The organism is Paenibacillus sp. FSL K6-2393 (assembly GCF_038002545.1).
Lineage (GTDB): Bacteria > Bacillota > Bacilli > Paenibacillales > Paenibacillaceae > Paenibacillus.
The window spans coordinates 3184674-3210063 of the sequence record NZ_JBBOCU010000001.1; the positions used below are offsets into that span (position 1 = coordinate 3184674).

Below are 25390 nucleotides of genomic sequence, written 5' to 3' on the forward strand. Positions count from 1 at the left end.
TTCAAGGAGGAATGTGTAATGCTTACCGCAGACCGCGCAGTTGAAACTTTGGTGGAGAAATTCGCAGTAACCTGTTCAAACGAGTATTCATTAAAAACAGATCGCAGCTCCGAAATTATCGATTATGTCTTGGGAACGACAGACAAGTTTCCGGATATGATGGGAAATTCGAGTCATTATGTGTATCAAACGATTGATCTGCTCATGAAGCTTGCCAAAAAAGACGATGGAGATATCTTTTACCGTGCCGGGGCTATTGTGATATATCTGGAATCCAATTATTCCAAAAGAAGTTCATGGAGAACGGATGCCTTTACTGTCTGTATGGGAAATGATTCAGAAGCCTACGGATTGAGCGGGAAGAGCAAAAGCGCTGATCGCATGGATGGATTGTTGTCCCGGTTGGAGAAGATCAAACAGTTTGCGGGCGAGAACGAAATTTCGGCTGAATTAAAGAGCAAATTAAAGCGTGCCCAGTGGCTTTTTGATTCCAAAAAGGCTGACACCCAGGGGGATTATCGAGATGTAATCAATGCGTTAATGCTGCTGCAACTATATTCAAGACTCAGTGACACGGCTTCTCATCTTGCAGAGGTTCAATCTTCTGTTCAATCGTTACCCGTGTTGTTTCAACATGTGATGGCTAATGATCCAGATAAGTTGCGGGACGAGCTACATACGTTGATTGAACCTGTAGTGGTCAGTAATATTCAAGGGAAACATAACGGATCATCCCAAGAATTGAAGGATGAATTCCTCAAGGAGAAGCGTAGTCAGCTCGTAGCTGAGCTGTATCCCAATACATCGTTCTCTTCAAAAGAGCAATGTTCAAACACCGTATTCCATCAAACTATGGTACTGGTGAGTGGCGCTTTGCTGTACTTGATTAACATTAGTGGGGGTAAACAACGGTTCCTTGATACAAATAGTGAGATTGGGCATGTTTTGCTTCACACAATACATCAATTACATGAGATTTATCCACTTGAAGTTCGTCGTTACTTGCTGAGTATGGACCCTAGAGCAAAGAGTCCAAATGATCTGCTTGCTGGACTTGTGCCTCTGGATGAGCCTTATCAGTTGGTTGAAATGTTGCGGGACGAGCTTAATTCGTACACGGTATCCTGGAACATGTTACAATCCGCGATCGCGAATCGTCCTGAACAAGCGATTCGAGCATACGAGATTATAAAACCGCCATTCCTGAAACTCTGCATTCAGAAATTCATGAAGGATCAAGGATTGACATTGCCTAATGCGGAGGGCTCACTGGAGCAAGCGGTATTTAACGCTCTTCGGCATCCTTTGGACGGGGGACGTCAAGGACTTGTGATTGCAAGATACTTAGGTGGAGAAAACACCCTGGAGGAATATTGGGAGGACCCGAATAGTCGCGGGTTGTTTAATCAACTGAATCGGGATAAGAAGCGTGTTCACAACCTCATTAGTATTAGTTTTCTGCCCTTGGACTCGGAGGCGATGCGCAGGTTCGCAATCCTCACCACTCATCCCGATTGGACATTGGATATTATCTCGGACATGTACAATTCATACGCGTTTAGTGGAGAGCAGCTGCTTCAACGTTATGGGCAAGATCCTGAGGTGCAACGTGAGAAATTGCTAACCAGCCTGATCTCACTCAATGGCATGACCGACTATAGATACAAATCCATGCCGCATGACGAATACCGCCGAATCATTCAGCAGAATCTGGACTATGCACTGACACAGTACAAGAAACTGCCAACGGATACGCGCATTTTAATTCTGGAGATAACCTTTGAACAGCGTGATGAGTTATCGAAGAAAATATTGGCTGAAGCGATTCGTGCCGGATTGCAGGATTCGTCCAAGAAGGCCAACGGCGTGGCGTTAGCGGAATTCAATCGAATTCCTGATCAGGACTTGTATACGCTCGTATACCTCTCCGAGAAAAAAGTGGGAATCAAAGAGATGGCTCTGACCGCAATCCGCAGTCTGGAAAACAGCAAGGAGCTGTATGGTGAGCTTTTGAAGAAAGAGAAGTCCGATGAGTGGAAGAGCTTGATCCAAATTCTGCTGGATACCGCAGATCTAAGTCCAGAGTATGCCCATGCTGCACTCGCTGATCAGGCGGATGCCAAAAAGTTGTCGAGACTGAGCTGGTTGTCCTTGAAAGATCTCCCTTCACTGATACGTATTGAAGACAATCAGCCTTTAGATGACCGGATTAAACAGTATGCTTTGGTCCAATCATTGGATCATACATCCGGTCCTAATGAACGGTTGAATGAATTACGAGATTACGTAAGTGAGGTATCTCTCGCTCGTTTTGCAAGTGAAATGCTTCAGGTCTGGATTCAGGAAGGTGCTCCTGCAAAAGAGAAATGGGTGATGTATGTATCAGCACTCTTTGGCGATATTCAGATTGTAAATATTTTAGCTCCGCAAATTAAGGAATGGACAGAAAATAGTCGTGGCGCGATTGCAGCAGATGCTGTAAAAGTGCTCGCTTATCTGAAAGATCCATCCGCTCTAATGGCGATTGATAAAATCAAACGTGGTGTGAAGAACCGTCAGGTGAAAGGTGCAGCAGAAGAAGCATTGCAACTTGCAGCCGATAATATGGGACTTACCTCGGAACAACTGGAGGATCGGTTAGTCACCACGCTTGGTTTTGATGAAAAAGGAACCATGCAGCTGAGTTACGGAGAGCGTTCCTTCCTGGTTAAGGTCAATGGAGACTTACAAGTCGTTGTCTTAAATGAAGAAACGGGCAAAGCCGTGAAGAGTCTGCCTGCTCCTGCACAGAAAGATGATCCTGAATTGGCAGCCCAGTCCAAGGCACGTTTCACACAGCTGAAAAAAGATCTCAAATCCATGGTTAACATTCAGGCGCAGCGTCTGGAAGAGTCATTGTCCAAGCAACGTCTGTGGTCTGCCGATGAGTGGAAAGCACTGTTTGTACAAAATGTAATCATGCAAAAATTCGCTGTTGGTCTGATCTGGGGAACGTATGAGGATGGCGCTCTGATCAGCACGTTCCGTTATATGGAGGACGGCACCTTCAATTCCGTGGATGAAGACGAGGTTGATCTGCCTTCAGGTGCACAAGTGGGACTTATACACCCGCTGGAACTGGATCAGGCGACGCTTGAAGGTTGGACAACGCAGTTGGAGGATTACGAGATCAAGCAGCCGTTTGAACAACTGAATCGTGAAATCCATCAGCCTGAAGATGAGGACAAGGCGAAGAATGAATACGATCGTCTGCCCGAGTCTGATTTCTCACCAACGTCTTTCCCCAAAGCACTGGAGAAATACGGCTGGATCAAAGGGCCGGCACAGGACGGCGGCTGGTATCATGAATTTTATAAAGAGTACGGAGATCTTGTTGCGGAATTACAATTCAGTGGTACGAGTATTACGTATTACGAGGGATTGGATGACATTACCCTGGATTCCCTACATTTCTTCAAACCAAATAACAAGCAATATTATTACTATGGTGACAACAAACCCATTGCTCTAGGCAACGTTCCAGGTCGAGTATTCAGTGAAACGATCTACGACATTCTGAGAGCAACGGGGCGTTGATGACGTGAGTGGATTCAAGGAGAAATTCCGGATTTTTTCGAAGCTGTGTACGGAGGATTATTTGATTCGGTATGCCAACAAGGGGTTGTACAAAAGGTCTTTGAAAGAGTTGGACAATGGTGTAAGTGTAACGTACACATGGAATGAATCATCTGTGAGTTGCCAGTTAAGTGACGGGACACACTGTACGCTTGAAGATACACTGGATCATTGGGAATGCTCCTGCCCGGCCGATCATATCTGCAAGCATGTGCTGATTGCAATTCTGTATGATCAACGGGAATATACGGCAGAGGATTCAATGAATGCAGACGAGAAGCATGCGCTGGATAAGTACTCAGGGATATCGGATAATGATCCGTTGGACGTACCCAAAGACGTATCAGTAAAAGAATCAGTATCAAACTTAGTATTAAACGTGGACGATCCAAGCGAAGATCCACATTCAGTGTCTCTTGAGATCGAGTCTCGCTTCCGCTGGATGACGGAGTCTGATCTTACCGTGTTAATTAAATCGTATAGTTCTTCCATGATTGAGGAAGTTGTTTTCCGACTGAGGTACCCAGAGGAAATTAAGATCATTGAAGATTCACTTCTTACGGTTCATCTGACCACCCAGAATATCGAGGTGTCTTTTACCGAGGAGGCGAGCCTTGCAAAAGCACTATGTAAGGTGCAGCAGACAGCTGGGAAAATGGCCAAGCTTGAAGCTTTGCTACGATATCGGAACCTAAAAGGCCTGCATGACACGGATGCATTAAGTGGAAGGGTGTACGAAGCCAAGTTCTCTCTGCAGACGGTGCAGGAATGTCGCATTATGCTGGCAGGATTGTTGAAGACAGGACTGGCCCGTATTCCTCAGTCCTATATGGCACAACTGGAGACCTTGGCAATCGCTGCTCATAGTGGCAACCTGCCTGACATAGAACGCAGTTTGCGAGGGATTCAAGGGGAACTACAGTTGTTTTTCAACAGACATATACGTTTCTCCATGCAATCCATGTTGGATCGGGTAAGCAAGCTGTATCTTGCACTCCAGGTTCTTGAAGAAGAAAAGGTATCTGTCATTCAGCAGAGTCAGCTCATTGGCAGTTTTCGAAGTAAATACTTTACGGTGCCTTCACTTCACCTGTATGGACTGGGAGCTGATGCGTGGGAGACACGATCCGGTTTCCGTGGAATCACCTATTATTTCTATTGCTTCGATGATGAGGAAATCTACACCTATAGCGATGTACGTGCTGTATATTATGGTGATCAGCAGTTCTCATATACAGAGCATTACGGTGCATTCACACCATGGCTGCCTAATCTGACCTTTCGCCAGTTCGTGGGTGAAGAAGTTCAATTCCATTCCGTTAAAGTGAATGAAGAACGCCGGATCTCTTCCGGCGAAGGTGCCAAGCTTGCGATTTTGCCACGAACGGGTGTGAAAACGTTGAATCTGGGCAAAACCATGCAAGACGTAACGTCTGTACTTCAAGAGGAATCGCGAACATTCGACTTGTTTGCTGCTCCCAAAGAACGATTGGCTGTGATCAAAGTTGCTCGAATCGTGGACCATAACTTTGTCAAACAAACGCAGGATCTTGTCCTGACGGTTGAGGGTGCCGAAGGAGAACGTTTGGCACTTACTCTCCCGTATTCAACTGATTGGCAAACGATGATCCAAAGACTGGAGTCAGGATATGGTTCCCAATCACTTGAACACTTCTATGCCTTTGTGCGTGTGGAACCAAAACGGATTAGCCCAATCAGTTTCCTGAAGGGTCAAACGGTGCTCAGTCTGAAACTGGATATCGGTAATGGAAGGATGGGCAGACTTGGAAGAATATAATCAGTTTATGCAGAGAATTAACGGCTGGTCAGAAGAGTTGCTCCTGCGTGGGTTATCTCAGTTTACGACCCGGGATATTGAGGTACTTGAGCAGCTCACAGCGGAATCCTTGCGGTTGCAGATGAGTTTCCTGCATGAGTTGTTGAATCACCTCATCAAAGAAGGGCGTAGCGTGGCTCTTGGACAAGGTAATGAAGAGTTGCTGTTATTTCAGTATTGTCGTCTCACCCAATATGTGCAATTGAGTGTGCAAGAAGAGGCGTAATATTGGTTAGTATTCCAAGCGAAGGCACATGAAGCGATATGATGTAATAAATAAGATGTATTATAGAATATAAGAAGATTTGCAGAAGACCATAAGGTCACTGCAAATCTTTTTTTATCGTGGAGTAAGTAAAAGTCATTTGTTAAACGAATATAGGTAGGTAGCACGGATCAACACGAGCATTCGTGATTATATGAGCATGGAAGGGAGGGTGCATGTAATCGTGGAAGAAGAACAGATACGGAAGGCAGTAGCGAATCGTGATCCTGAGGCCATGGAATGGGTGATGAACCACTACGCAGGTTTGTTATGGAAGATTGCTCATTCCATCTTATATCATGCATCGGCAGAAGAGATTGAAGAATGCGTAGCAGATACATTTTTTGCTTTTTGGCAGAATCCGGATGCATTCCAGTCTTGGCGAAGTAGCCTGAAAAATTACCTTGCAACAATCACAAAACATAAAGCGATTGATCGCTACCGGAAACTTAATCGAAGAACTGAGCTTACATATGAAGAGGAGATTCATTCGGTGAAAACGGATGATTTGTTGGTTCAGATGATCAGTAAAGAGACATATACGGAACTTAATCAAATGATTGAATCTTTTCCAGAACCGGAACGTGAGATTATGAAACGTCGGTTTTATGAAGGACAGAGACCCCATGAGATATCAGAAGCATTGTCCCTACACGTTAGGCAAGTCCATAACAAGCTTTATCGCTCCAGGCAACGATTGAGGACATGGTGGATGAACAGGAAATAAAGGAGGCGATCAAATGCGAAAATCCGAGAAAGAATTCACTGAGCAGAACCTCTTTAATATTAAAAAGTTGTTCTATGATAAATTGGCGCTGAATGAACCACCAACCGTTACGAGATCAGATTCATCATTTTATCCACCTGTATTATATCCATCCGCACAGACCAAGAAGTCCATGAATAAAAGAAAAAGGTATCGCAAAGCCATCTATATTCCTGTAACCGCTGCGTTATCGTTATGTCTGGTTACAGGGGCAGCTGCATCAGTTGGGATCATTGATCTGTCTACTGTTCTTCATTTTATAGGTGCAGATCGGATTGGCATTCTTCAGCCTGTTCACCAGGTGAGTGAAGATCAAGGGATTCGAATGGAGGTTATAGGTGCTGTCAGGGACGGAGATACAACGGAAATCTATGTTTCATTATCCGATCTGACGGGTCATCGCATTGACGATACAATGGATGTATATGATTACAGGGTAACCGGTGGTAATGCAAACAACGCTCAGATTATTCATTATGATGATGCTAACAAAACGGCTATTGTCCGATTCCTCATTCAAGGAAAAGTCAGCAAAAATCGAATTACCGTTCAGATCAATACGCTGATGTCAGGTACATCTCTTCAAGATGGTTACAACGTACAGGTGGACTGGGAGCAGTTGCTACAAGAAAAGCAAAACAATAACTATGATATTCTGGATCAAGATCGTATAAGTGGCTTGGGAGGTAAAACCGATATTCAAATGGAAACCGATCCAATTCCGGTATTGCATCAGGATGTAACGAATATCCCTGTTGAGGGTATTGATTGGATGCATATTTCCAATATGGGTTTTGTGGATGGCAAGTTACACATTCAGATTAATCCGGATAATGAGATTGGCGAGTATAATCATGGATACTTCTACTTCACGGATGAGCAAGGTAAAAAGCTTGATATACCTGAATATTCCATTAGTTATGGACACTATATGAAAGGTCAGGTTAGGTTTGGAGGAGATTACATTGAGCATGTGTATGATCTGTCCACTGTTGACCAATTAGATAAGCTTAGACTTCAAGGCAGTTTTACGAGCATTAGTGAAGTTGTAAAGGGAAATTGGAAAACGACCTTTAACTTGAGTGAAAATGGTTTGAGCAAAACAGGAAACGTTCAGCTTGATGCAAATGGAGCCTCACGGGCAAATGTATCTCTTTCCGCAGTTGGCGTCACGCTTACAGGTGAGGCACTGAGCAAGATTCGGGTGGAGGACTTGAGTATTGAAGTTCACCTGAAGGGTGGTACAAATTTGTCTGGCGCATCCGGTTTCCTCCAGCTGGATCAGGATCTCATTAAGTGGATATCCCCTAAGACCATTCCGGTGAATGATGTGAGCTACCTGCTAATCAATGGAGAGAAAGTAACTTTGCAAGATAGATAATATAAAAAGTTAATCAAAGAATCGGGGGATAAGTGCAATCAGAAGGTTGTTCTGTCATCGTAGTGGTAAGTGTGAATATTCTTTAGTTCAACTTATATAAAATGAATTACATGTCATATCCCGATTTATGACGCATACCATTAGGCGAATGCGGTCATAAGGGAGGAAACTGAGATGTCCATGAGCGAACCGCTGTTAACGCAGATTGTGAATCAACATATTCCGGCTGGTGCAACGGTCGTCACTATTGATAAACCTGTTCAACATCCAGCGATCTATGCGGCAGATCTTACCGGTGACGGTATGCCGGAGATTGCTGCAGTCTATCAGTTGAACGGTGAGCTGTATTTGCTCATTCTGAAATTTGTTCAAGGACACTGGATCAAGATGGCACTAATTAAGGGATTGGGGTATGGGGTGACTTTAATGACTGCAGCCCCTGTAACTTCAACGGCAAGGAACAATCTTATTATTGGTTGGCGGATTGGTTCTATTTGGTCTAAGCTTGCCGTATATGAGTGGACGGAATCAGGGCTCAAAGATTTGGCGCCTGACGATCTATACTATAGCTATGCAGAGATTATAGATATGCCTGGTCCGCATGGTCGAGATGGGAAAGTGGAGATTGCACTCTGGATACATGACACAGGTGAAGCCTATCGTGTGGAGATTATCCGATGGCAGAATGGGAAATGGGTTCCTGCACCGGACGTATATGCAACCTATTATCCAAAAGTGGTGCAATATTACGAGCAACTAACCCAGCAATATCCTGATTATATCTTTTACTGGTATTACCTTGCGGATGCTCAGTACCATGCGGGCCAGTATCCGGCAGCACTTGCTTCCGTTCAGAAGGCACTCAGTTTCCCGGAAGCTTATCCTTCCAGAGAGGTACTACAGGAGCTGGAAAAGAAAATAAAGCAGGCGATGGTCCCTATAAGCCATGCCCGGGTAACGACATGGTTATATCCAATCTCCGTTCGAACCACGAGTGGGACGCGTTGGGGGTATATGGATGCACAAGGCCACATTCGGCTTGAGCCGGTACTGGATGACGCGCAAGAGTTTCAGCCCAATGGATTGGCTGTGGTTGTGAAGGATGGTCGAGCCGGCGTTATTAATCTTCAGGGGCAGTATGTTGTTCAGCCTGTATACAATTCCATCAATTCCTTTTCCGAAGAACGGGCGATAACCATTGATTCTCAAGGATTTAAGATGATTAATGAACAAGGTACGGTCCTGACCAAACGGGCATACCCGTATATCTCGAATATGAAGGATGGCCGAGCGTTGTTTTACGATTCTAATCCTGGTCAGGCAGATGGATCGGTGAGTCGGTATGGTTATTTGGATGCGTCGGGCAATGAGGTGATACCTGCACAGTTCGCTTCGGCGAATGATTTTCAAGATGGCAAAGCGGTTGTGCAGATTAAGGACAATGAGTATGCACTCATTAATCGCAATGGACATCGGCTCGCGACGTATCCATTTGCCTATGTGGGACCGTTAGGGGATGGATTGCTCGCTTTTCAAAAAGAGGCCTCGGGCAAATATGGGTACATCGACGAACGGGGTAATATTCGCATTCAGCCCAAATTTTCATCGGCATTTCCTTTCAGCGGCGGGCAAGCGATTGTTAATACAGCAGAGGACTACAAATCGAACTATGGTGTCATTAATACGGAGGGATCGTTTATCATTCAACCCGCGTATAATGACATCCGCGAACTAGGCGAGCATCGTTATGCGCTGGGGCAAGCAATTAATCCGGAGCAGCCGTATATTGGCTCTGTATACGCGATTGCAGATACCAGTGGCAGAAGACTTACGGAGTTCCTATATCGCGAAGTAGGCAATTACAAAAACGGCCTGGCTTCTGCATCGGACGGAAGACAAACCTATCTGCTGGATCTGAGTGGAAGACCTGCCGCTGGGTATCCGCATGTAGAAGGTTCGGGTACGCTGGAGGTCGTGGCACCAGATCTGATTAAGGCCTATCTAGACCAGCGCTTATCGTATGTGAATCGGGCCGGACAGATCATCTGGCGGCAAAATACAATCGTTCCACTTCATCCGCCGTACCGTGTACGCGAAGTGAAGTACAAACCAAACAGGGACTATCTCGTATATTATCCGCAGGTGGAGGGATTGACGAACCAAGCGGAGCAGCTTGCACTGAATGCCAAGTTGAAGCAACTCTCCCAGGTTAAACCGATTCCTGCTGATCAACAGCTGGATTACACGTATACAGGGGATTTTGATATTACGTTCTATCAGCAGCAATTGCTGCAACTGCAACTCACAGGTTATAACTACCCGGCAGGTGCAGCGCATGGTATGCCTACGATGATCTATGCGATCATTAATCTGACGAATGGTCAGTTGTATGAGCTGAAGGATTTATTTAAACCGGATAGTGACTACGTAAAAGTGTTAAGCCAGATTGTGGGGGATCAGATCAAAAATGATCCTCAATACTCGTATGTGTTTCCGGACACCTATACGGGGATTAGTGCGGATCAGCCGTTTTATGTCACAGCGGATGCTCTGCATCTCTACTTCAATCCATATGACATCGCGCCCTATGCGGCAGGGTTTCCAACGTTTACAATTCCGTTTGTTCAGATCAAGGATATCATTAATACAGAAGGTTCGTTCTGGAGAGCTTTTCATGAGTGAGTGTCTTCTTACAATCCAACAGATTCAGAGTATGAGGCCATATGTCCAATATGGCTTCTTTGAATTAGATTCACTTATAATCCGTATTGAGGTATTTTTGCTCCGGATTGGGGTAGCGGTTGCCCGCGTACCTGTGAGATATTAATGTGCGTATGTAGCACTGCACTATATTGAGAATGATTATGAGATGAACAACACATCTGAAGTGTCCGGGTTAATGCAAGTGACGAAGGAGCGTAAAGGTCTGCTGATTACAGCAAGTATCTTCTCGACCCTTTCGAGACTGTTGCAGATTGTTCCTTTTGTCGGAGTGTATAAGATTGTCGAGGAACTGCTAACGCATACGAGCCAACTATCTGCCATGGACAAAGATCTGTTGATCTATTGGGGGATCGTCGCATTCGTAGCCCTGATTGCAGGGCTTGTTGCGCTCTATATCGGGGGGATGTGCTCACACATTGCTGCGTTCAACATTTTGTACCAGCTCAGAGTTAGACTTGCTGAGCATGTTGCCAAAGTACCGATAGGGTATCACACCCGGACGGCAACCGGTGAGCTGAAAAAGATCATCGAAGTCAGTGTGGAGAAAATTGAGAAGTTTATTGCCCATCAGTTGCCGGATCTGGTGAGTAGCGATCGTCATTCCACTGATGTTGCTGGGATATCTTTTCTGGCTCGATTACCGCATGGCGCTGACGCTTTTGGTTCCGATTGGAATCGGGTTATGGCTCCAAAGCCGTCTCTTCCGCAGAGAACGAGGCCGTCAGGCTTATCGTGATTTTCAGCTTTCTGTTGAAGAGATGAATGCGACGGGGGTTGAATACGTGAGAGGTATGCCGGCGGTGAAAGTATTTGGGATTACAGCTGATTCGTTTCTGACGTTTAAACAGGCGGTGACGCGTTATCGGGATATTTCGTTGATAATAACAGATTTGTGTAAAACATCCTACGGGCTGTTTTTTGTAATCATGATCTCGTTGTTTACCTTCATCGTTCCGGTGGGTATTCTGCTGTCGAGTGGACAGCGATGGGAAGAATGGAGCTTATGGACCGCCTGGGTACGATGATTCTGGAAGGGCAAAGGTAATGTTCAATTATAGCAATTCATGATAGATTAACTTTAACTTTTAACAGAACCTAACGGAGGCCTATCTGTAATTGTGTAATTTGTTCGAAATCATGTAACTTGAGCGGCTCTGGCTGCGTTTAGACATTGGGGTGATCTGATGTTGGTGAACGCGGTTCAACGGTACATGGTATTAGGATTTATATTTATCGGGATCTTCTTTACAGCACTCATCGTTCTTGAAAGGGTTGAAGGGTACCATATTACAACGACAGAGTATTACGGTTTACGTAATTTAGGGGGCTTGATATATATATTGTCGCTCATCCTGGGATTCGGTCACTATTTAATCGCTTTTTATGTTGTTATTATAAGCCCGATCTCATGGTTGCTGCGGAAATATGTGTGTTCTCCTATGGTGAGGATTTTCATCTACATGGTTGGGTTTGGATGGGGCGGGCTGTGGGTTTTTGATCTCATGTACAATCCATATTTCGTGAATGGATACCATCTGAACCGAATGACATCGATATGGATATTTGCCATCGCCGGTTTAGTCTATGCCATTGTGGAGAATAAGATTTGGCGAAGAGGGCAGATGCAGAACGAACAGAAAGCTACTTAACAAATGTTGAGTAGCTCTTTTGGTTTACATAATTATTATGGTGTTTTCATTGGAGATTCAGAAGCTAAATACAATATTAGAAAGGATTATGTAAGAGGAAGTAATGAACATGAACTAAGTTAATTCGATAGTTTGTTATAAAATTTACAAAGGGTACAAGTGAGAAGAAATAGGAGTTATATCGTGAATAAGTAAAATTTTCTGATATACTACCTGAGTTGCGTACATAGAGTTAGATATTTTATGAAGGGAGCTCATGAAGTAAATTAGCCGTTTAGTTTAAAAACGTAGTTTGGAGGAAAATTTTTTTGTATAAAGCAGGTTTTCGGATCAGATTCGGGGCAGGATTGTTGGATGGCATTATTATCACATTTCCTTTAATAATTATTGCAGGGTTGATATGGTCGAACAATCGGTAAGCGCATCTGCGGGATTCGGATTCGGAAATACGATTCACATGAATCACCAAGGCTGGGTACAATGTTACTACGAGAGTTGTTGGACTTTTGTATTTTATAACTTTTGGCATTGGTTTCATTGTAAGTGTCATCATGGTTGCTGTACGAGAAGACAAACGTGCAATACATGATTTTATCGCAGGTACCGAAGTCGTTTGGGACTAAAAAGGAGAAGGTAAGCCCTGGGGTAATATATTCGTTATAATCCAATTCGCTCATACTCACCCACGTTACAGACTATGAACAGTGTTCATGGTCTTTTTTTTTGTGATCTCAGAAGTACAGTCACAAACCCGCGCCAACACAGCAAATTCAAGGCATTGCAGTTGATTATATAAAGAATTCGTCTATCGTTTTGGCTAAATGATCATTTTGTTCTGACGAAATCAACATGTCATTTCATCTTTTGCGAATATCGCTACAGTGCCCTCTCCCTTAATCTGAGGTAGAGCACAGACATTCCCAAAAGGTGGAGGATAAGGTCCATGAGAAGAAAAGTGTTATCTACGAGTTTGATGATCCTGTTATTAGGTACGACGATCCTTGGGTGTTCGTCCGGAGAAAGTAAAACGGGCGATGCTGATAAAGGGACACCAAGCGGATCAACGGAAGCAACAACCTATCCGATTCAAACGGATAAGACGCTTACGTATTGGGGTGAAATTAACGGCAACCTGATCGGGGTCAAAAATTCGCACAGCGAAATTCCATTCTTTCAAAAGTGGCAGGAAAAAACCGGCGTACCACTCAAATTCACGGCACCACCGACAGGGCAGGTCAGAGAATCCTTCAACGTGATGCTGGCATCCGGGGATTTGCCGGACATGCTGGAATACAATTTCATCGGAGATTTCCCCGGTGGACCGGAGAAAGCCATCAATGATGGTTACATCCTAAAGCTGAACGATCTGATTGACCAGTATGCTCCGAATCTGAAGAAATACCTGCAGGACAATCCAGACATCGACAAGATGGTCAAAACGGATAGCGGCAGCTATTATGTATTCCCGTTCATTCGGGGAGATGAGTATCTCCGTGTCTTCCAGGGTCCAATCATTCGTAAGGATTGGCTGGATGAGCTGGGACTACCGGTTCCGGAAACGATTGATGAGTGGACTACAACCCTGAGAGCTTTTAAAGAGAAAAAAGGCGCATCCGCTCCGTTCTCTGTTGTAAGTAAGCCCCGATTCTTTAACGATTCCGGTAATGGTGCTTTCCTTGGTGCCTTCGGTGTAAACCGTGGATTCTATCAGGAAGAAGGACAGGTCAAATTTGGTCCTGCGGAAGAAGGCTTCAAAGAATACTTGAAGTTATTCCAGGAATGGTACAAAGAAGGTTTGATTGATAAAAACATCTCAACAGCGGATACCAAATCCGTTGACGGTAACCTCGCTTCGGGTGCTACTGGCGCTAGTGTTGGTAACGCAGGCGGAGGTATCGGCAAATGGCAACCGCTCGTAGAAGCAAATGATCCGGATGCCGTTCTGGTCGCCGCACCATATCCGGTGTTTAAAAAAGGTGATATTCCTAAATTCGGTCAGCTTAACCAGGGTTATGCCTCGGAAGGCACTGTTGCCATCACGACGGCAGCCAAAGACCCGGAACTTGCTGTTCGCATGCTGGATTACGGCTACAGTGAGGAAGGGCACATGTTCTTCAACTTCGGAGAAGAGGGTGTCAGCTATAACATGGAAGGCGATTATCCGAAATTCACAGATTTGCTGCTGAAGAACCCGGATAAACTCGCTCCTGCACAAGCGATTTCACTATATGCCCGCAGCAGCTATAACGGTCCATTTGTTCAAGACAAACGGTATGCCGAGCAGTTCTTTGCACTACAGACTCAGCGCGATGCCATTGATGTATGGAAGAACACACAGGCCGCCAAATATAATCTGCCTTCAATCACACCTACACCTGAAGAGAGCTCCGAATACGCGACCATCATGAATGATATCAACACACTCGTCGATGAGATGACCATCAAGATCATTCTGGGCAACGAACCGGTGGATCAATTCGAGAGCTATGTCGCGAAAATGAAATCGTTACATCTGGATCGAGCGATTGAAATCCAAACCGCAGCACTCGAACGCTACAACAATCGGTAATTGTAAAAGGGGAGGGCGCTAACCCTCCCGATTGAAAAGAGGTGAAAAGGTACATCATGAGCAATCGTCAATCCTTTAAAAGCCGGTTCGTGCGGGACTTCATGATGAACAAGTATTTATATATCATGATGATTCCCGTTATTGGATATTATTTAATATTTCATTACGGTCCGATGTACGGCGCAATTATTGCCTTTAAAGATTATTCTCCGATGAAGGGCATTTTGGGTAGTGATTGGGTTGGGCTGAAGCACTTTGAAGAGTTTTTCAACAGTTATTATTTCTTACGTGTGCTGAAGAACACTCTTCTTATCAGTTTGTACACGCTGGTCTTTGAATTCCCTGCACCGATTATTCTGGCGCTGCTCATCAATGAAGTACGCAAGCGCACGTTCAAGCGGGTCGTTCAGACGATAACGTATATGCCTTATTTCATCTCTCTCGTCGTCATATGCGGTATTATTACGGACTTCACGAACGCGGATGGTTTAATCAACCGCCTTATCATGATGCTTGGATATGACGGTCAGGCGATGCTGCAAAAGCCGGAGCTGTTCCGTCCAATCTATGTTCTGTCTGAAATATGGCAACGGATCGGTTGGGAATCCATTATCTATATCGCTGCGTTGATGAGCATCGACCTGGAGCAGTATGAAGCGGCGAAGATAGACGGAGCGAGCCGTCTCAAGCAAATGTTTCACATTACGCTGCCCGGATTGCTGCCAATTATTACGATCATGTTCATTCTCCGGATGGGTAATATGCTGAATGTCGGCTTCGAGAAAATCATTCTCCTTTATAATCCGGTGACCTATGAAACAGCTGATGTCATCTCTTCCTTCGTATATCGAAAGGGATTGTTGGAGTTCGGATGGAGTTACAGCTCGGCAGTCGGTCTATTTAACTCGGTGATCAATCTCGTTCTTCTGATTTCGGCGAACTATATCAGCCGCAGAGTGAGTCAAAACAGCTTATGGTGAGGTGGTAACTTTGATTAAGGAAAGTGGTTGGTTTGACCGAATCTTTACGATTTTAAATTATACATTTTTAATCCTGCTTGTCATCGTCACATTGTACCCGCTGCTCTACGTGTTATTTGCATCCTTAAGTGATTCGGCGCAGCTGTTAGCAAACAAGGGGCTCCTGTGGAAGCCGGTCGGCTTTAGTCTGGAAGCTTACAAGAGCGTACTTGCCAATCCAGGTATAGCCACAGGTTTCCGCAATACATTATTTATTCTTGTGTTCGGCGTTATCGTCAACCTGTTCATGACTGCGCTTGGTGCGTATGTGCTATCCCGTAAAAATGTGATGTGGAACAAGGTGTTCATGTTCTTTATCGTGTTCACGATGTTCTTTGGCGGCGGCTTGATTCCACTGTACCTGGTTGTAAAAGGCGTTGGCCTGTTAGATACACTGTGGTCGACCATTCTTCCTTTTGCCATCAGCACGTTTAACCTGATCATCATGCGAACGTCATTTATGGGCATTCCGGACAGCCTGGAAGAGTCGGCCAAGATTGATGGAGCGAATCACTTCACCATTTTGTTCCGTATTATTATCCCGTTGTCCATGCCAGTCATTGCCGTGATGATCCTGTATTACGCAGTTGATAAGTGGAATGGATGGTTCTATGCATCGGTGTTTATCAAAAGCCGAGAGCTGTTCCCGCTGCAATTGGTGCTGCGTGAGATTCTGATTGCCAATTCCACCGAGAGCATGTCGGCTGGTGCATCGGCTGGGGATCGCTTCCAGATCGGGGAAACCATCAAGTATGCAACGATTATGGTAGCGACGATACCGATCCTGTGCATCTATCCATTTTTGCAGCGCTTTTTCGTGAAAGGTGTCATGGTTGGTTCATTGAAGGGTTAAACCAGAGAATTGAAGAACGGTAAGGAGGTATGATGTTACATGAGCGTATTAAATGAAGTGAACAAGGACGTGTGGGATCAGATTAAAAGTAAAGCCGATCAGATGCTAGCAGCCATAGGTGAAAAGTCTCCGCATGTCGCTGGAGCAAATGGCATCTATGACGACATGAGAATCGATTGGTGGACCTCAGGATTCTGGCCGGGCATGTTATGGATTGTGTACGATATGACGGGTGATGAGAAATATAAAGAAGCTGCATGGAATTGGGATGAGCGGCTATCGGAACGGTTTCTCGAAAACAACTACTTTGATCACGATGTGGGCTTTCATTTCCTGCCTACGGCCGTCGTCAAATACAAGCTCACCGGAGATGCCGATGCCGCAAGGCGTGCCTTATTTGCCGCGAACTTCCTGGCTGGACGCTTTAATACCAAAGGCAGCTTCATCCGGGCCTGGAATGGCGACATGCTGGGCTGGTCGATCATAGACACCATGATGAACCTGTCCTTGCTCTTCTGGGCGTCTGAGGAGAGCGGTGATCCACGTTTCGGCCATATCGCCAAAGCTCATGCGGATATGGTCATGAAGCAATTTGTCCGGGAAGATGGCTCGGTGCATCATATCATTCGATTTGATCCCGAAACAGGTGAACGCGCAGAAGCGATAGGTGGACAGGGAGCGGGACCGGATTCGGCATGGAGCCGGGGAGCGGCGTGGGCTTTATATGGATTAACGAATACGTATCGGTATACAGAGGACCTGGCATATCTTGATGCTGCTCAGCGCGTGGCGAACTTCTTCATTTCCAGACTGCCTGAGGATCACGTTCCGCATTGGGATTTCCGTGCAGAGTCCGAAGAAGAGGAGGAAGTTCCACGAGACAGCTCTGCTGGTGCAATTGCAGCTTCCGGATTGCTTGAGCTTGCAGATGTACTTCCTGATCCGGAGGGCAGACTCTATGCTACCGTTGCCAAACGTATCCTGAGTTCCCTGCGGAATCATTATGGAACATGGGATCTTCCTGAGCACGAAGGTATGCTCCTGGAGGGAACCGGTCATAAACCGGCAGGTCAGAACGTGAACGTCTCACTCATATACGGTGACTATTTTTACGTTGAGGCGAGTGCCAAATTAAACGGATGGAAGCATCGCATTTTCTAAAAATGCTCTGAGAAAATTTCCGAAAACATTCTCATCTATTCAAAAATGAATTCAAATGAATACGCGTTTTGATACCGAATGCCCGATAGACGAAAGTGGTCTATTCGGGCTATTTGTGCTTGATTTAACGGGGGAAATCGGTGCTTGCGCACCTTTTTGTCAATTGAATTGAACTTTTTATCTATATCCCAATCGCGCTCTTGACGTTATAATAAATTCCTGATCCAAACATCGATAATCTACGAAGAGTTGGGTGATGAACTGTTGCTAAACATTCGATATTTGTGGCAAAAACGAGAAAGCATAATCGTGACCTGGCTTGTCTCCTACAGTGCTGTTTTAATTGTGCCGATTCTGATCAGTCTGGTTATTTACATGCAAGCGAATGAGACATTGAAGAGTGAAATACATCGGGCGAACGATTCCTTATTGAAGCAGATGCGTTATACGATCGATACACAAGTTGATCTCATGAAACGGTTAAACATGGAGATGACATGGAGCCCGAATCTGCAAACGCTGATGTACTCCAATCAACCTGCCAAAGAGGCGCCTTATACGGCCTACCAACTGGTGAAGGAACTTCGTCTCTATAAAACATCATACGCGTCCATCGATGAATTCTACGTTGTGTGGAAAAAAGACCAATCCATTCTCCGTTCAGGCAATATTCGGGATATGCGGACGGCATTTCATACCCTACATAACACAGGTGCAATGTCTTTCGAAACGTGGCGGGATCAAGTTCTGGGTGCAGAGACGAATCAATTCGTCATTCTGCCGCATCAGAATGCAGCTCCGGCGGAGTCTTCCATTGCGTACATTACACGTCTGCCTGATGATTTGAATGGTCAGGAGACCGGTACGGTTGTCGTCATGGCGGATACGCGAAGATTCCAGAAAGCGATTGAGAGCATTTCGGGTTTTAGTGATGCCACGCTGCTGATTCTGAACCAGAATAACGAGATTCTGATGAGCAATCATCCCGGATCGGAGGAATTGAAGCCATTCATGAATGGCAATCAGGTTCAGTTGGATAACGCCAGGGTTGGCAAGTCGGAGATGTTCTACATGGACTCCGCGGTATCCGATCTGAAGTACGCATTGATTATTCCCAGCAGCCTTTATTGGGAAAAGGCAGTGTATGTCCGCAATTTTACGTATATCAGTATCGTGGTGAGTCTCATTAGTGCGGGTGTACTGACTTGGTTCTTCATGCGCCGGAATTACTCCCCAATCCAACAGCTCGTGGAATCACTAAAAGACAAAAATAGTCAGAACGAACCCGCTGATCGGAACGAACTTCGGTTTATTCAGAAGGTCATCATGAACACACGATCAGAAAAAAACGAGATTGCCCAGCAACTGCAGAAACATCAGCAGGTACTGCGCTCCAATATGATTAATCGGCTTCTGAAAGGCAAACAGGATACGCTCGTGCCCTATGAAGATGCATTCCGTTCCTTCCATATGCCGCTCTATTCAAGTGAATTTGCTGTTATCTTATTTGTAATCGAAAATGAAGAGAATCTCTATGGAAAGCTGCCGGGTATTGATATCAATGAACGAAACAAATTGATCCATCTCATTATTTCAAATGTTGTTGAAGAACTGGCTTCAGAGCGTCAGCACGTCGGATATGTAGCAGAAGTTGATGATATGATGGTCTGCCTTGTAAATATGAAAGCGGATTCTTCGGATTGGAATCATGATCTTCATCACATTGCGGCAGAAGCGCAGCGCTTCCTGGAAAGCTATGATATGGAATTGACGATCTCTATCAGTGGACGCCACACGTCATGGATTGGCATCGCCGAAGCATACCAGGAAGCAGTAGACGCGATGGAATACAAAATGGTGCTTGGCAAGAAAGGCATCATTACCTATGGCGATGTCCGCAGCGATGCGATGGCGGATGCCCCATTTGGCTACTACTATCCGCTTCAAGTGGAACAGCAACTTCTTAATTTCATCAAAGCGGGAGATACCGACCAAGCCAGCGCTTATATGAACGAGATTACAGAGCGAAATTTTGATAAACCGATTATGTCGCTCACACTTGCACGTTGCCTGATTTTCAACCTGGTAGGTACGATGATAAAGGCTATTAATGATCTGGGGGACAGGGATAACCATACGCTAATCCAATACCCGCATCGGATTGAGGACATTATTGCCGGGGATACCATCCAGGAGATGCAGGAGGCTTTGCAGAACTTGCTTGAGGAGGTATGTTCCTATGCCGCTGACAAGCGCGCAACGAATGTATCACAAGAACGTGAGGATTCCCTGCGTCATCTCAGCACCCAAGTCACACAGTATATTGAGAGTAACTATACGGACGTGAATTTGAACGTCAACGCAATTGGTGAGCATTTTGAGCTTAAGGGCAGTTACTTGTCCAAACTCTTCAAGAATCAGACCGGTGAGGGTCTGCTGGACTGCATTCATAAGTGCCGTATCCGACAGGCTAAAGAAATGATTGAGCATAAACAGGAATCCATTACAGAAATATCTCGATTGGTCGGGTATAACGATGCAGCAACTTTCATCCGGGTATTCAAGAAATACGAAGGCATTACACCTGGTAAATATAAAGAAATCAGTTGATTTGAAAGGAGACCGGAACATGAACGTAAAGAGGAAGTTGGCATTCATAGCAAAGGTGACAGGGCTCATCCTGCTGCTTGGCATGCTGACTGCTTGCGATCAGAACGGGACAGATTCGGATGCCAAGCTGGATGAACGTTCCGGCTCATCAGAGTACCAGACCGTCTCAATTGCTTCACCCAATGACGGTGGGAAATTAACCTACTGGGCAGAATTGAATGGCAATGCAGCGAGCATTAAGTCCAGCTTCAATGAAGTGCCTTTTTTTCAGGAATGGCAGCGGAGAACCGGAGTCAACCTTCAATTCATCCGGCCACCCGCCAATCAGGCCAAAGAAGCGATTAATGTGCTGCTTACATCCGGGGAACTGCCGGATATGATTGAATATGAGTGGAGCAATTATCCCGGTGGGCCGGAGAAAGCGATCAAAGACGGATATATTCTGCGATTAAACGATGTTATTGATCAATACACACCTCATCTGAAGCAGTACCTGAACGAGCATCCAGACATTGATATGCAGATTCGCACAGCGAACGGAAGTTATTACGCGTTTCCTTTTATTCAAGGAGATGATAAGCTTCGAACCTATCAAGGACCGATTATCCGGAAGGACTGGCTGGACGAGCTTGGACTTGATGTGCCAACCACGATTGACGAATGGCATACGATGCTTCAGGCATTTAAGGACAAAAAGGGAGCTGACGCCCCGCTTACTTTTCTAGGTGTTCCGAATCCGTTGTTTGGTATCGAAGGCGGCGGTTTTATTGGCGCTTTTGGTATTAAAAAAGGGTTTTACGTGGAAGATGGCCAAATTAAGTTTGGGGCACAGGAACCTGAATATAAGGCATTTCTATCCTTATTTCGTGAATGGTATGCGGAGGGACTCATTGACAAGAATCTGGCTGCCGTAGATTCGGAGACTCAGGATACAAACATGACAACAGGACGCAGCGGCGCGAGTATCTGGAATGCTGGGGCGGGGATCGGTACATGGCTACCCATCTTGCGGGAGACGGATCCCCATGCAAAGCTTGTGCCAGCGCCATATCCTGTTATGAACAAAGGAGATCGTCCGAAATTTGGTCAACTTGCTCCCGCTATCGGTTCCAGTGGGGTCGCCATATCCAACAACAGTCATCATGTAGAAGAAGCAGCACGGATGCTGGACTACGGGTATGGGCCTGAGGGACACTTGCTGTTCAACTTTGGCATTGAAGGTGTCAGTTTTGAGATGAAGGACGGGTATCCGACGTATACCGAGACTATTTTGAAAAACCCTGATAAGTGGTCGCCGGCTCAAGCACTAGCGATGTACACCAGAGCGAGTTATTTCGGTCCATTTGTGCAGGATACGCGATACATGGAGCAATATTATATTTTACCGGAACAGAAAGAGGCGGTGCAGTTATGGTCCAGCACGGATGCTGTTCTCCATCAGGTACCGACCCTGCCCAAAACCGAGAAAGAGAGCACGGAGATGTCAGTCATCATGCAGGAAGTGAACAAAGTGGTGGACGAGATGTCGCTTAAAATCATTTTTGGCATTGAGCCGGTGGATGCTTTCGATACGTACGTCAAGCAAATCAAGTCATTACAGATTGATCGTGCGATTGAGATTCAGCAGCAAGCGTTAGAGCGGTATAATCGCGCTATATCCTCTAAATAAATCCTTATATTGTATAAAATAGGCATTGGAGTGTCGTTTTTGTTGATGTAATTTCGTTCCCTCGTGCTCTACAATCGGTTATGACATGCTGAGATGGCATGCAAATGACTCTTGCTTGAGCAGGGTTGGAGGTGACTATAGGGTTTCTTGAAACCGCTCACATACTCTGAAATCCAAAAGGAGGAGAACGAAAGCATGCGGAGAAAGTGGCCTTTTTTATTGTTGGCATTTACGTTGACTGTTGGATTGTCTGTACCTGGAACCCAGGAGGTTCGAGCGTCAGAGGGCGACTCACAGCCATCTATTGATCGTGCCGGTGAGAATCTGTCTCTGGGTACGGATGGCAGAAGCAGGCTCTATCCAAACGATTGGTATCCAGGATTTAAAGATGAACAGGGAAGGTTTCTGCATGACTTTTCTTATGCCGGTTATCGGCGTGGGGAGACAGAATTGCCTAAAACGCCTAAAAACAAACTTATCGACGTTACGAAAGCACCGTATTTTGCCGATCCTTCAGGGAGCCGTGATGCAACGCAGGCTATTCAAAGGGCAATTGATGCCGCTGTGACGCGGGGTGGAGGTGTCGTGTATCTTCCCAAGGGTACATATCAGGTTAACCCTCAGGACGGCAAGGATTATTCACTAAACATTCCTGCAAGTCGTATGGTCCTGAAAGGTGACGGGATGAACAAGACTCATATCTATAATGCACAGCAAAATATGAAAAACAAGGATATTATCCGGATCGGTAACGGAGATTGGAAGAAAACCGGGATTTCTACGAAACTTCGCAAATCCGTTACCGATCCAACCGTCCTGCTGTCCGTTGAGGATACAAGCGGGTTTGCAGTGAATGATTACGTGGTCATTTCATTCGAAACGACGCCAGGATTCTTACGTGAGCTTGGCATGCAAAACAAGTGGTCATCACGTCTTGGTAAAGTAGAACCGTTATTCTACCGCCAAATCGTGGGCGTAGATCCGGATAATAAAACGATTACATTAGACATTCCGACGCGTTATCCAATGAAGCTGCGCGATGATATTACGATTAGTCAGACTGCAGATCCAATTGTCGAAGTCGGTTTAGAGGATTTTTCGATCGCAAACATTCAAAATGTGAAGTCGGGGCTTGGTGAGGATGACTTCAAAGTCGTTGGGACTGCTGGATATGAAGCCGATAATGCCAAAGCGGTCAATGTGATTGCAGTGGCCAACAGCTGGATTCGAAATATTAACACTTATAAACCAGCTGGCAATACAGATTATCATCTGTTATCCAAGGGTATTATTCTGGATCGTACGAAGAACGTCACTGTGGATCATGTAACCATGCAGTACCCGCAGTATCGTGGAGCGAACGGGAACGGTTATTTATATCAATTTATAGGTAATGATAATCTCATTAAGAATAGTAAGGCTATAGGAGCTAGACATAGCTTCACATATGCCAACTTCTCTGCGAACGGAAATGTCCTGCAAGGTTCGTATTCTGAGAAACCTTCATTATTGACTGATTTTCATATGTATTTGAGCATGGCGAACCTGATCGACAACCTGGTAGTTAATGGGGACGGGATCTCTGCCATTACACGGGATTATGGATCATCAGAAACGAATCGTCATGGGGTGGTGACCACTGAAAGTGTCTTCTGGAATACGACCGGTCAGGCGGCACACCCTAGTAAATCCGGTGTTATTGTAGAATCAGAACAATTCGGGAATGGATATGTCATTGGAACAAAAGGAAAGGACACCGGCGTGAACGTCGACATTGTTGGTTCCATTCCGGATGCTGATACGCAGCCATTTGATATGGCGGAAGGCATTGGGGAGGGCGATCGTTTATCCCCGCAAAGTTTATATCAGGATCAGAGCAAGAAGCGAATCAAAGATATTCATCTGGGGCTTCAATCCCTGTTGGTGAATGGCGAAGTCATAGGGGGTATGCAGTTCTTAAGAACGGATTACGTTCACACTTTGCCTTATGGCACAACCGAAACGCCTATCATCTCTGCAAAACCTTTTGCGAAGGATGGGAAGGTTAAAATTAAGCAACCGCAAGGGACAAATGGAACTGGAGAGATCACTGTATCATATCGGGACCACAAACAGAACGTGCGAGTGAAGTTTAAGGTAGCTGATACACCGGTACTTCCAGAGAACATCTCCATAAGTCCCAATAAAGCGGTACCCGGCTGGAGAGTCGCAGGTAATGCGATTAGCGCAGGAGGAAGCGGAGAATTATCTTCGTTTCTAACATTAGATAATGGGGAGATCGTAAACATTGCAGAATTGAACGTTCCTGTCACGTACACAACGAGTGATGATACGATCGGATATACGGAAGGAACTACATTCCATGCAATAAAAGCTGGAAATGTCGACATCATCGTGAGCTGCGTCTTTAATGGAGTAACGGTCGAGGCACGGGAGAAATTTGAAGTCAAGGAGCCTATGGCCGAGCCGGAAGGACCGTTCGCTGTCGTAACCAAGGTTACGGCAAGTGCAGATGATGGCAATCTGCCGATCCATACGATCGACCGCGATCCAGACTCCAGATGGTCTGCAGATGGAAAGGGACAGTACCTGCAGTTAGAGCTTGAGCAACAAACCCAAGTAGGGCAGGTAAGCATTCAATTCTATAATGGGCATACGCGATCCAATTATTTTGATTTGGAGATATCAAAAGATGGTACTAATTACCAAAATGTATTAAGTAACGTCACCAGTCAAAAACAGGCTGCCTATGATACATTTGAATTTGAACCGGTTCAAGCCAAATTCATTCGTTATATTGGGCAAGGAAATGAATCCAACACCTGGAACAGCATAATTGAGTTTTGGGTGCACGGGGATTAAAAATGACGTAGGATCAGATTAAAAGAATTCGATTCAGATTTAGTATCCAATATAATATGTGCTCATTTTAAAACTAAAATGGGTGCATATTATATTGGGATAGATTGGATAGCTGAATTGTGAAGATGCGATATTAGATCACATATTTATCCATATGAAATTGAAAAATTCTCAGGGGTTATAAATTTAAAAAGCTACATTTATCCATATGAATGGATCGAACACGGTTTGATTGTAGTAATCAAAAAGAAGATGACAAAGTTAAAAAAGAAGTTAATACCCAGTACAGTACAGTGCACAGTCAGTGAGTTAATTAACTAACTAGGGTTATGAAACTTAAAATTATACAATACTGTTTCACAAAACTCGTATTTTGTACATATGTATGGATTGTTCATGGCCCCTTTGCA

The 25390-nt window shown here is 45.1% G+C and carries 16 protein-coding genes and 1 pseudogene; all 17 read left to right on the forward strand.

Annotated features, from left to right (window positions below):
• Positions 1-18 precede the first annotated feature (18 nt).
• The 17 genes and pseudogenes from MHI14_RS14225 (at position 19) to MHI14_RS14305 (ending at position 24980) form a co-directional block, all read left to right on the forward strand.
• Positions 19-3576: a DUF4132 domain-containing protein gene (locus tag MHI14_RS14225; protein WP_341130569.1), complete on the forward strand. Its 3558-nt coding sequence runs from the start codon at positions 19-21 to the stop codon at positions 3574-3576.
• 4 nt (positions 3577-3580) lie between these two features.
• Positions 3581-5413 carry a hypothetical protein gene (locus tag MHI14_RS14230; protein WP_289389396.1) on the forward strand — a complete coding sequence of 611 codons (1833 nt, stop codon included), beginning with the start codon at positions 3581-3583 and terminating at the stop codon, positions 5411-5413.
• A 7-nt stretch (positions 5414-5420) separates the two neighbouring features.
• Entirely contained in the window at positions 5421-5678 is a 258-nt protein-coding gene (locus MHI14_RS14235) for a hypothetical protein (protein WP_341130570.1), read from the forward strand.
• A gap of 223 nt (positions 5679-5901) precedes the next feature.
• Positions 5902-6444, forward strand: coding sequence for a sigma-70 family RNA polymerase sigma factor (locus MHI14_RS14240; protein ID WP_341130571.1), 543 nt, complete (start codon positions 5902-5904; stop codon positions 6442-6444).
• Between the two features lie 13 nt (positions 6445-6457).
• Positions 6458-7864, forward strand: a complete 1407-nt coding sequence (locus MHI14_RS14245) for a hypothetical protein (RefSeq protein ID WP_341130572.1) — start codon at positions 6458-6460, stop codon at positions 7862-7864.
• Between the two features lie 174 nt (positions 7865-8038).
• The gene (locus MHI14_RS14250) at positions 8039-10546 is read left to right on the forward strand and encodes a WG repeat-containing protein (RefSeq protein ID WP_341130573.1); all 2508 of its coding nucleotides are present in this window, start codon (positions 8039-8041) and stop codon (positions 10544-10546) included.
• 187 nt (positions 10547-10733) lie between these two features.
• Positions 10734-11324, forward strand: coding sequence for an ABC transporter transmembrane domain-containing protein (locus MHI14_RS14255; RefSeq protein ID WP_341130574.1), 591 nt, complete (start codon positions 10734-10736; stop codon positions 11322-11324).
• A gap of 46 nt (positions 11325-11370) precedes the next feature.
• Positions 11371-11613, forward strand: a complete 243-nt coding sequence (locus tag MHI14_RS14260) for a hypothetical protein (protein ID WP_341130575.1) — start codon at positions 11371-11373, stop codon at positions 11611-11613.
• Positions 11614-11772: 159 nt separating this feature from the next.
• On the forward strand, positions 11773-12237 hold the full coding sequence (locus MHI14_RS14265; RefSeq protein ID WP_289389391.1) for a hypothetical protein: 465 nt from the start codon (positions 11773-11775) through the stop codon (positions 12235-12237).
• Positions 12238-12545: 308 nt separating this feature from the next.
• Positions 12546-12860: pseudogene (locus MHI14_RS14270) on the forward strand (RDD family protein).
• Between the two features lie 320 nt (positions 12861-13180).
• Entirely contained in the window at positions 13181-14806 is a 1626-nt protein-coding gene (locus MHI14_RS14275) for an extracellular solute-binding protein (protein ID WP_341130576.1), read from the forward strand.
• Positions 14807-14862: 56 nt separating this feature from the next.
• A complete protein-coding gene (locus MHI14_RS14280) occupies positions 14863-15786 on the forward strand; it encodes an ABC transporter permease (RefSeq protein WP_091029693.1) in 924 nt (307 codons plus the stop codon).
• A gap of 10 nt (positions 15787-15796) precedes the next feature.
• Entirely contained in the window at positions 15797-16678 is an 882-nt protein-coding gene (locus tag MHI14_RS14285; RefSeq protein WP_024631936.1) for a carbohydrate ABC transporter permease, read from the forward strand.
• 102 nt (positions 16679-16780) lie between these two features.
• Positions 16781-17839, forward strand: coding sequence for a glycoside hydrolase family 88 protein (locus MHI14_RS14290; protein WP_445670365.1), 1059 nt, complete (start codon positions 16781-16783; stop codon positions 17837-17839).
• A gap of 309 nt (positions 17840-18148) precedes the next feature.
• Positions 18149-20449: a helix-turn-helix domain-containing protein gene (locus tag MHI14_RS14295; protein WP_341130578.1), complete on the forward strand. Its 2301-nt coding sequence runs from the start codon at positions 18149-18151 to the stop codon at positions 20447-20449.
• A 19-nt stretch (positions 20450-20468) separates the two neighbouring features.
• A complete protein-coding gene (locus MHI14_RS14300; RefSeq protein WP_341130579.1) occupies positions 20469-22118 on the forward strand; it encodes an extracellular solute-binding protein in 1650 nt (549 codons plus the stop codon).
• 195 nt (positions 22119-22313) lie between these two features.
• Positions 22314-24980, forward strand: a complete 2667-nt coding sequence (locus tag MHI14_RS14305) for a discoidin domain-containing protein (RefSeq protein ID WP_341130580.1) — start codon at positions 22314-22316, stop codon at positions 24978-24980.
• The last annotated feature ends 410 nt before the right edge of the window (positions 24981-25390 follow it).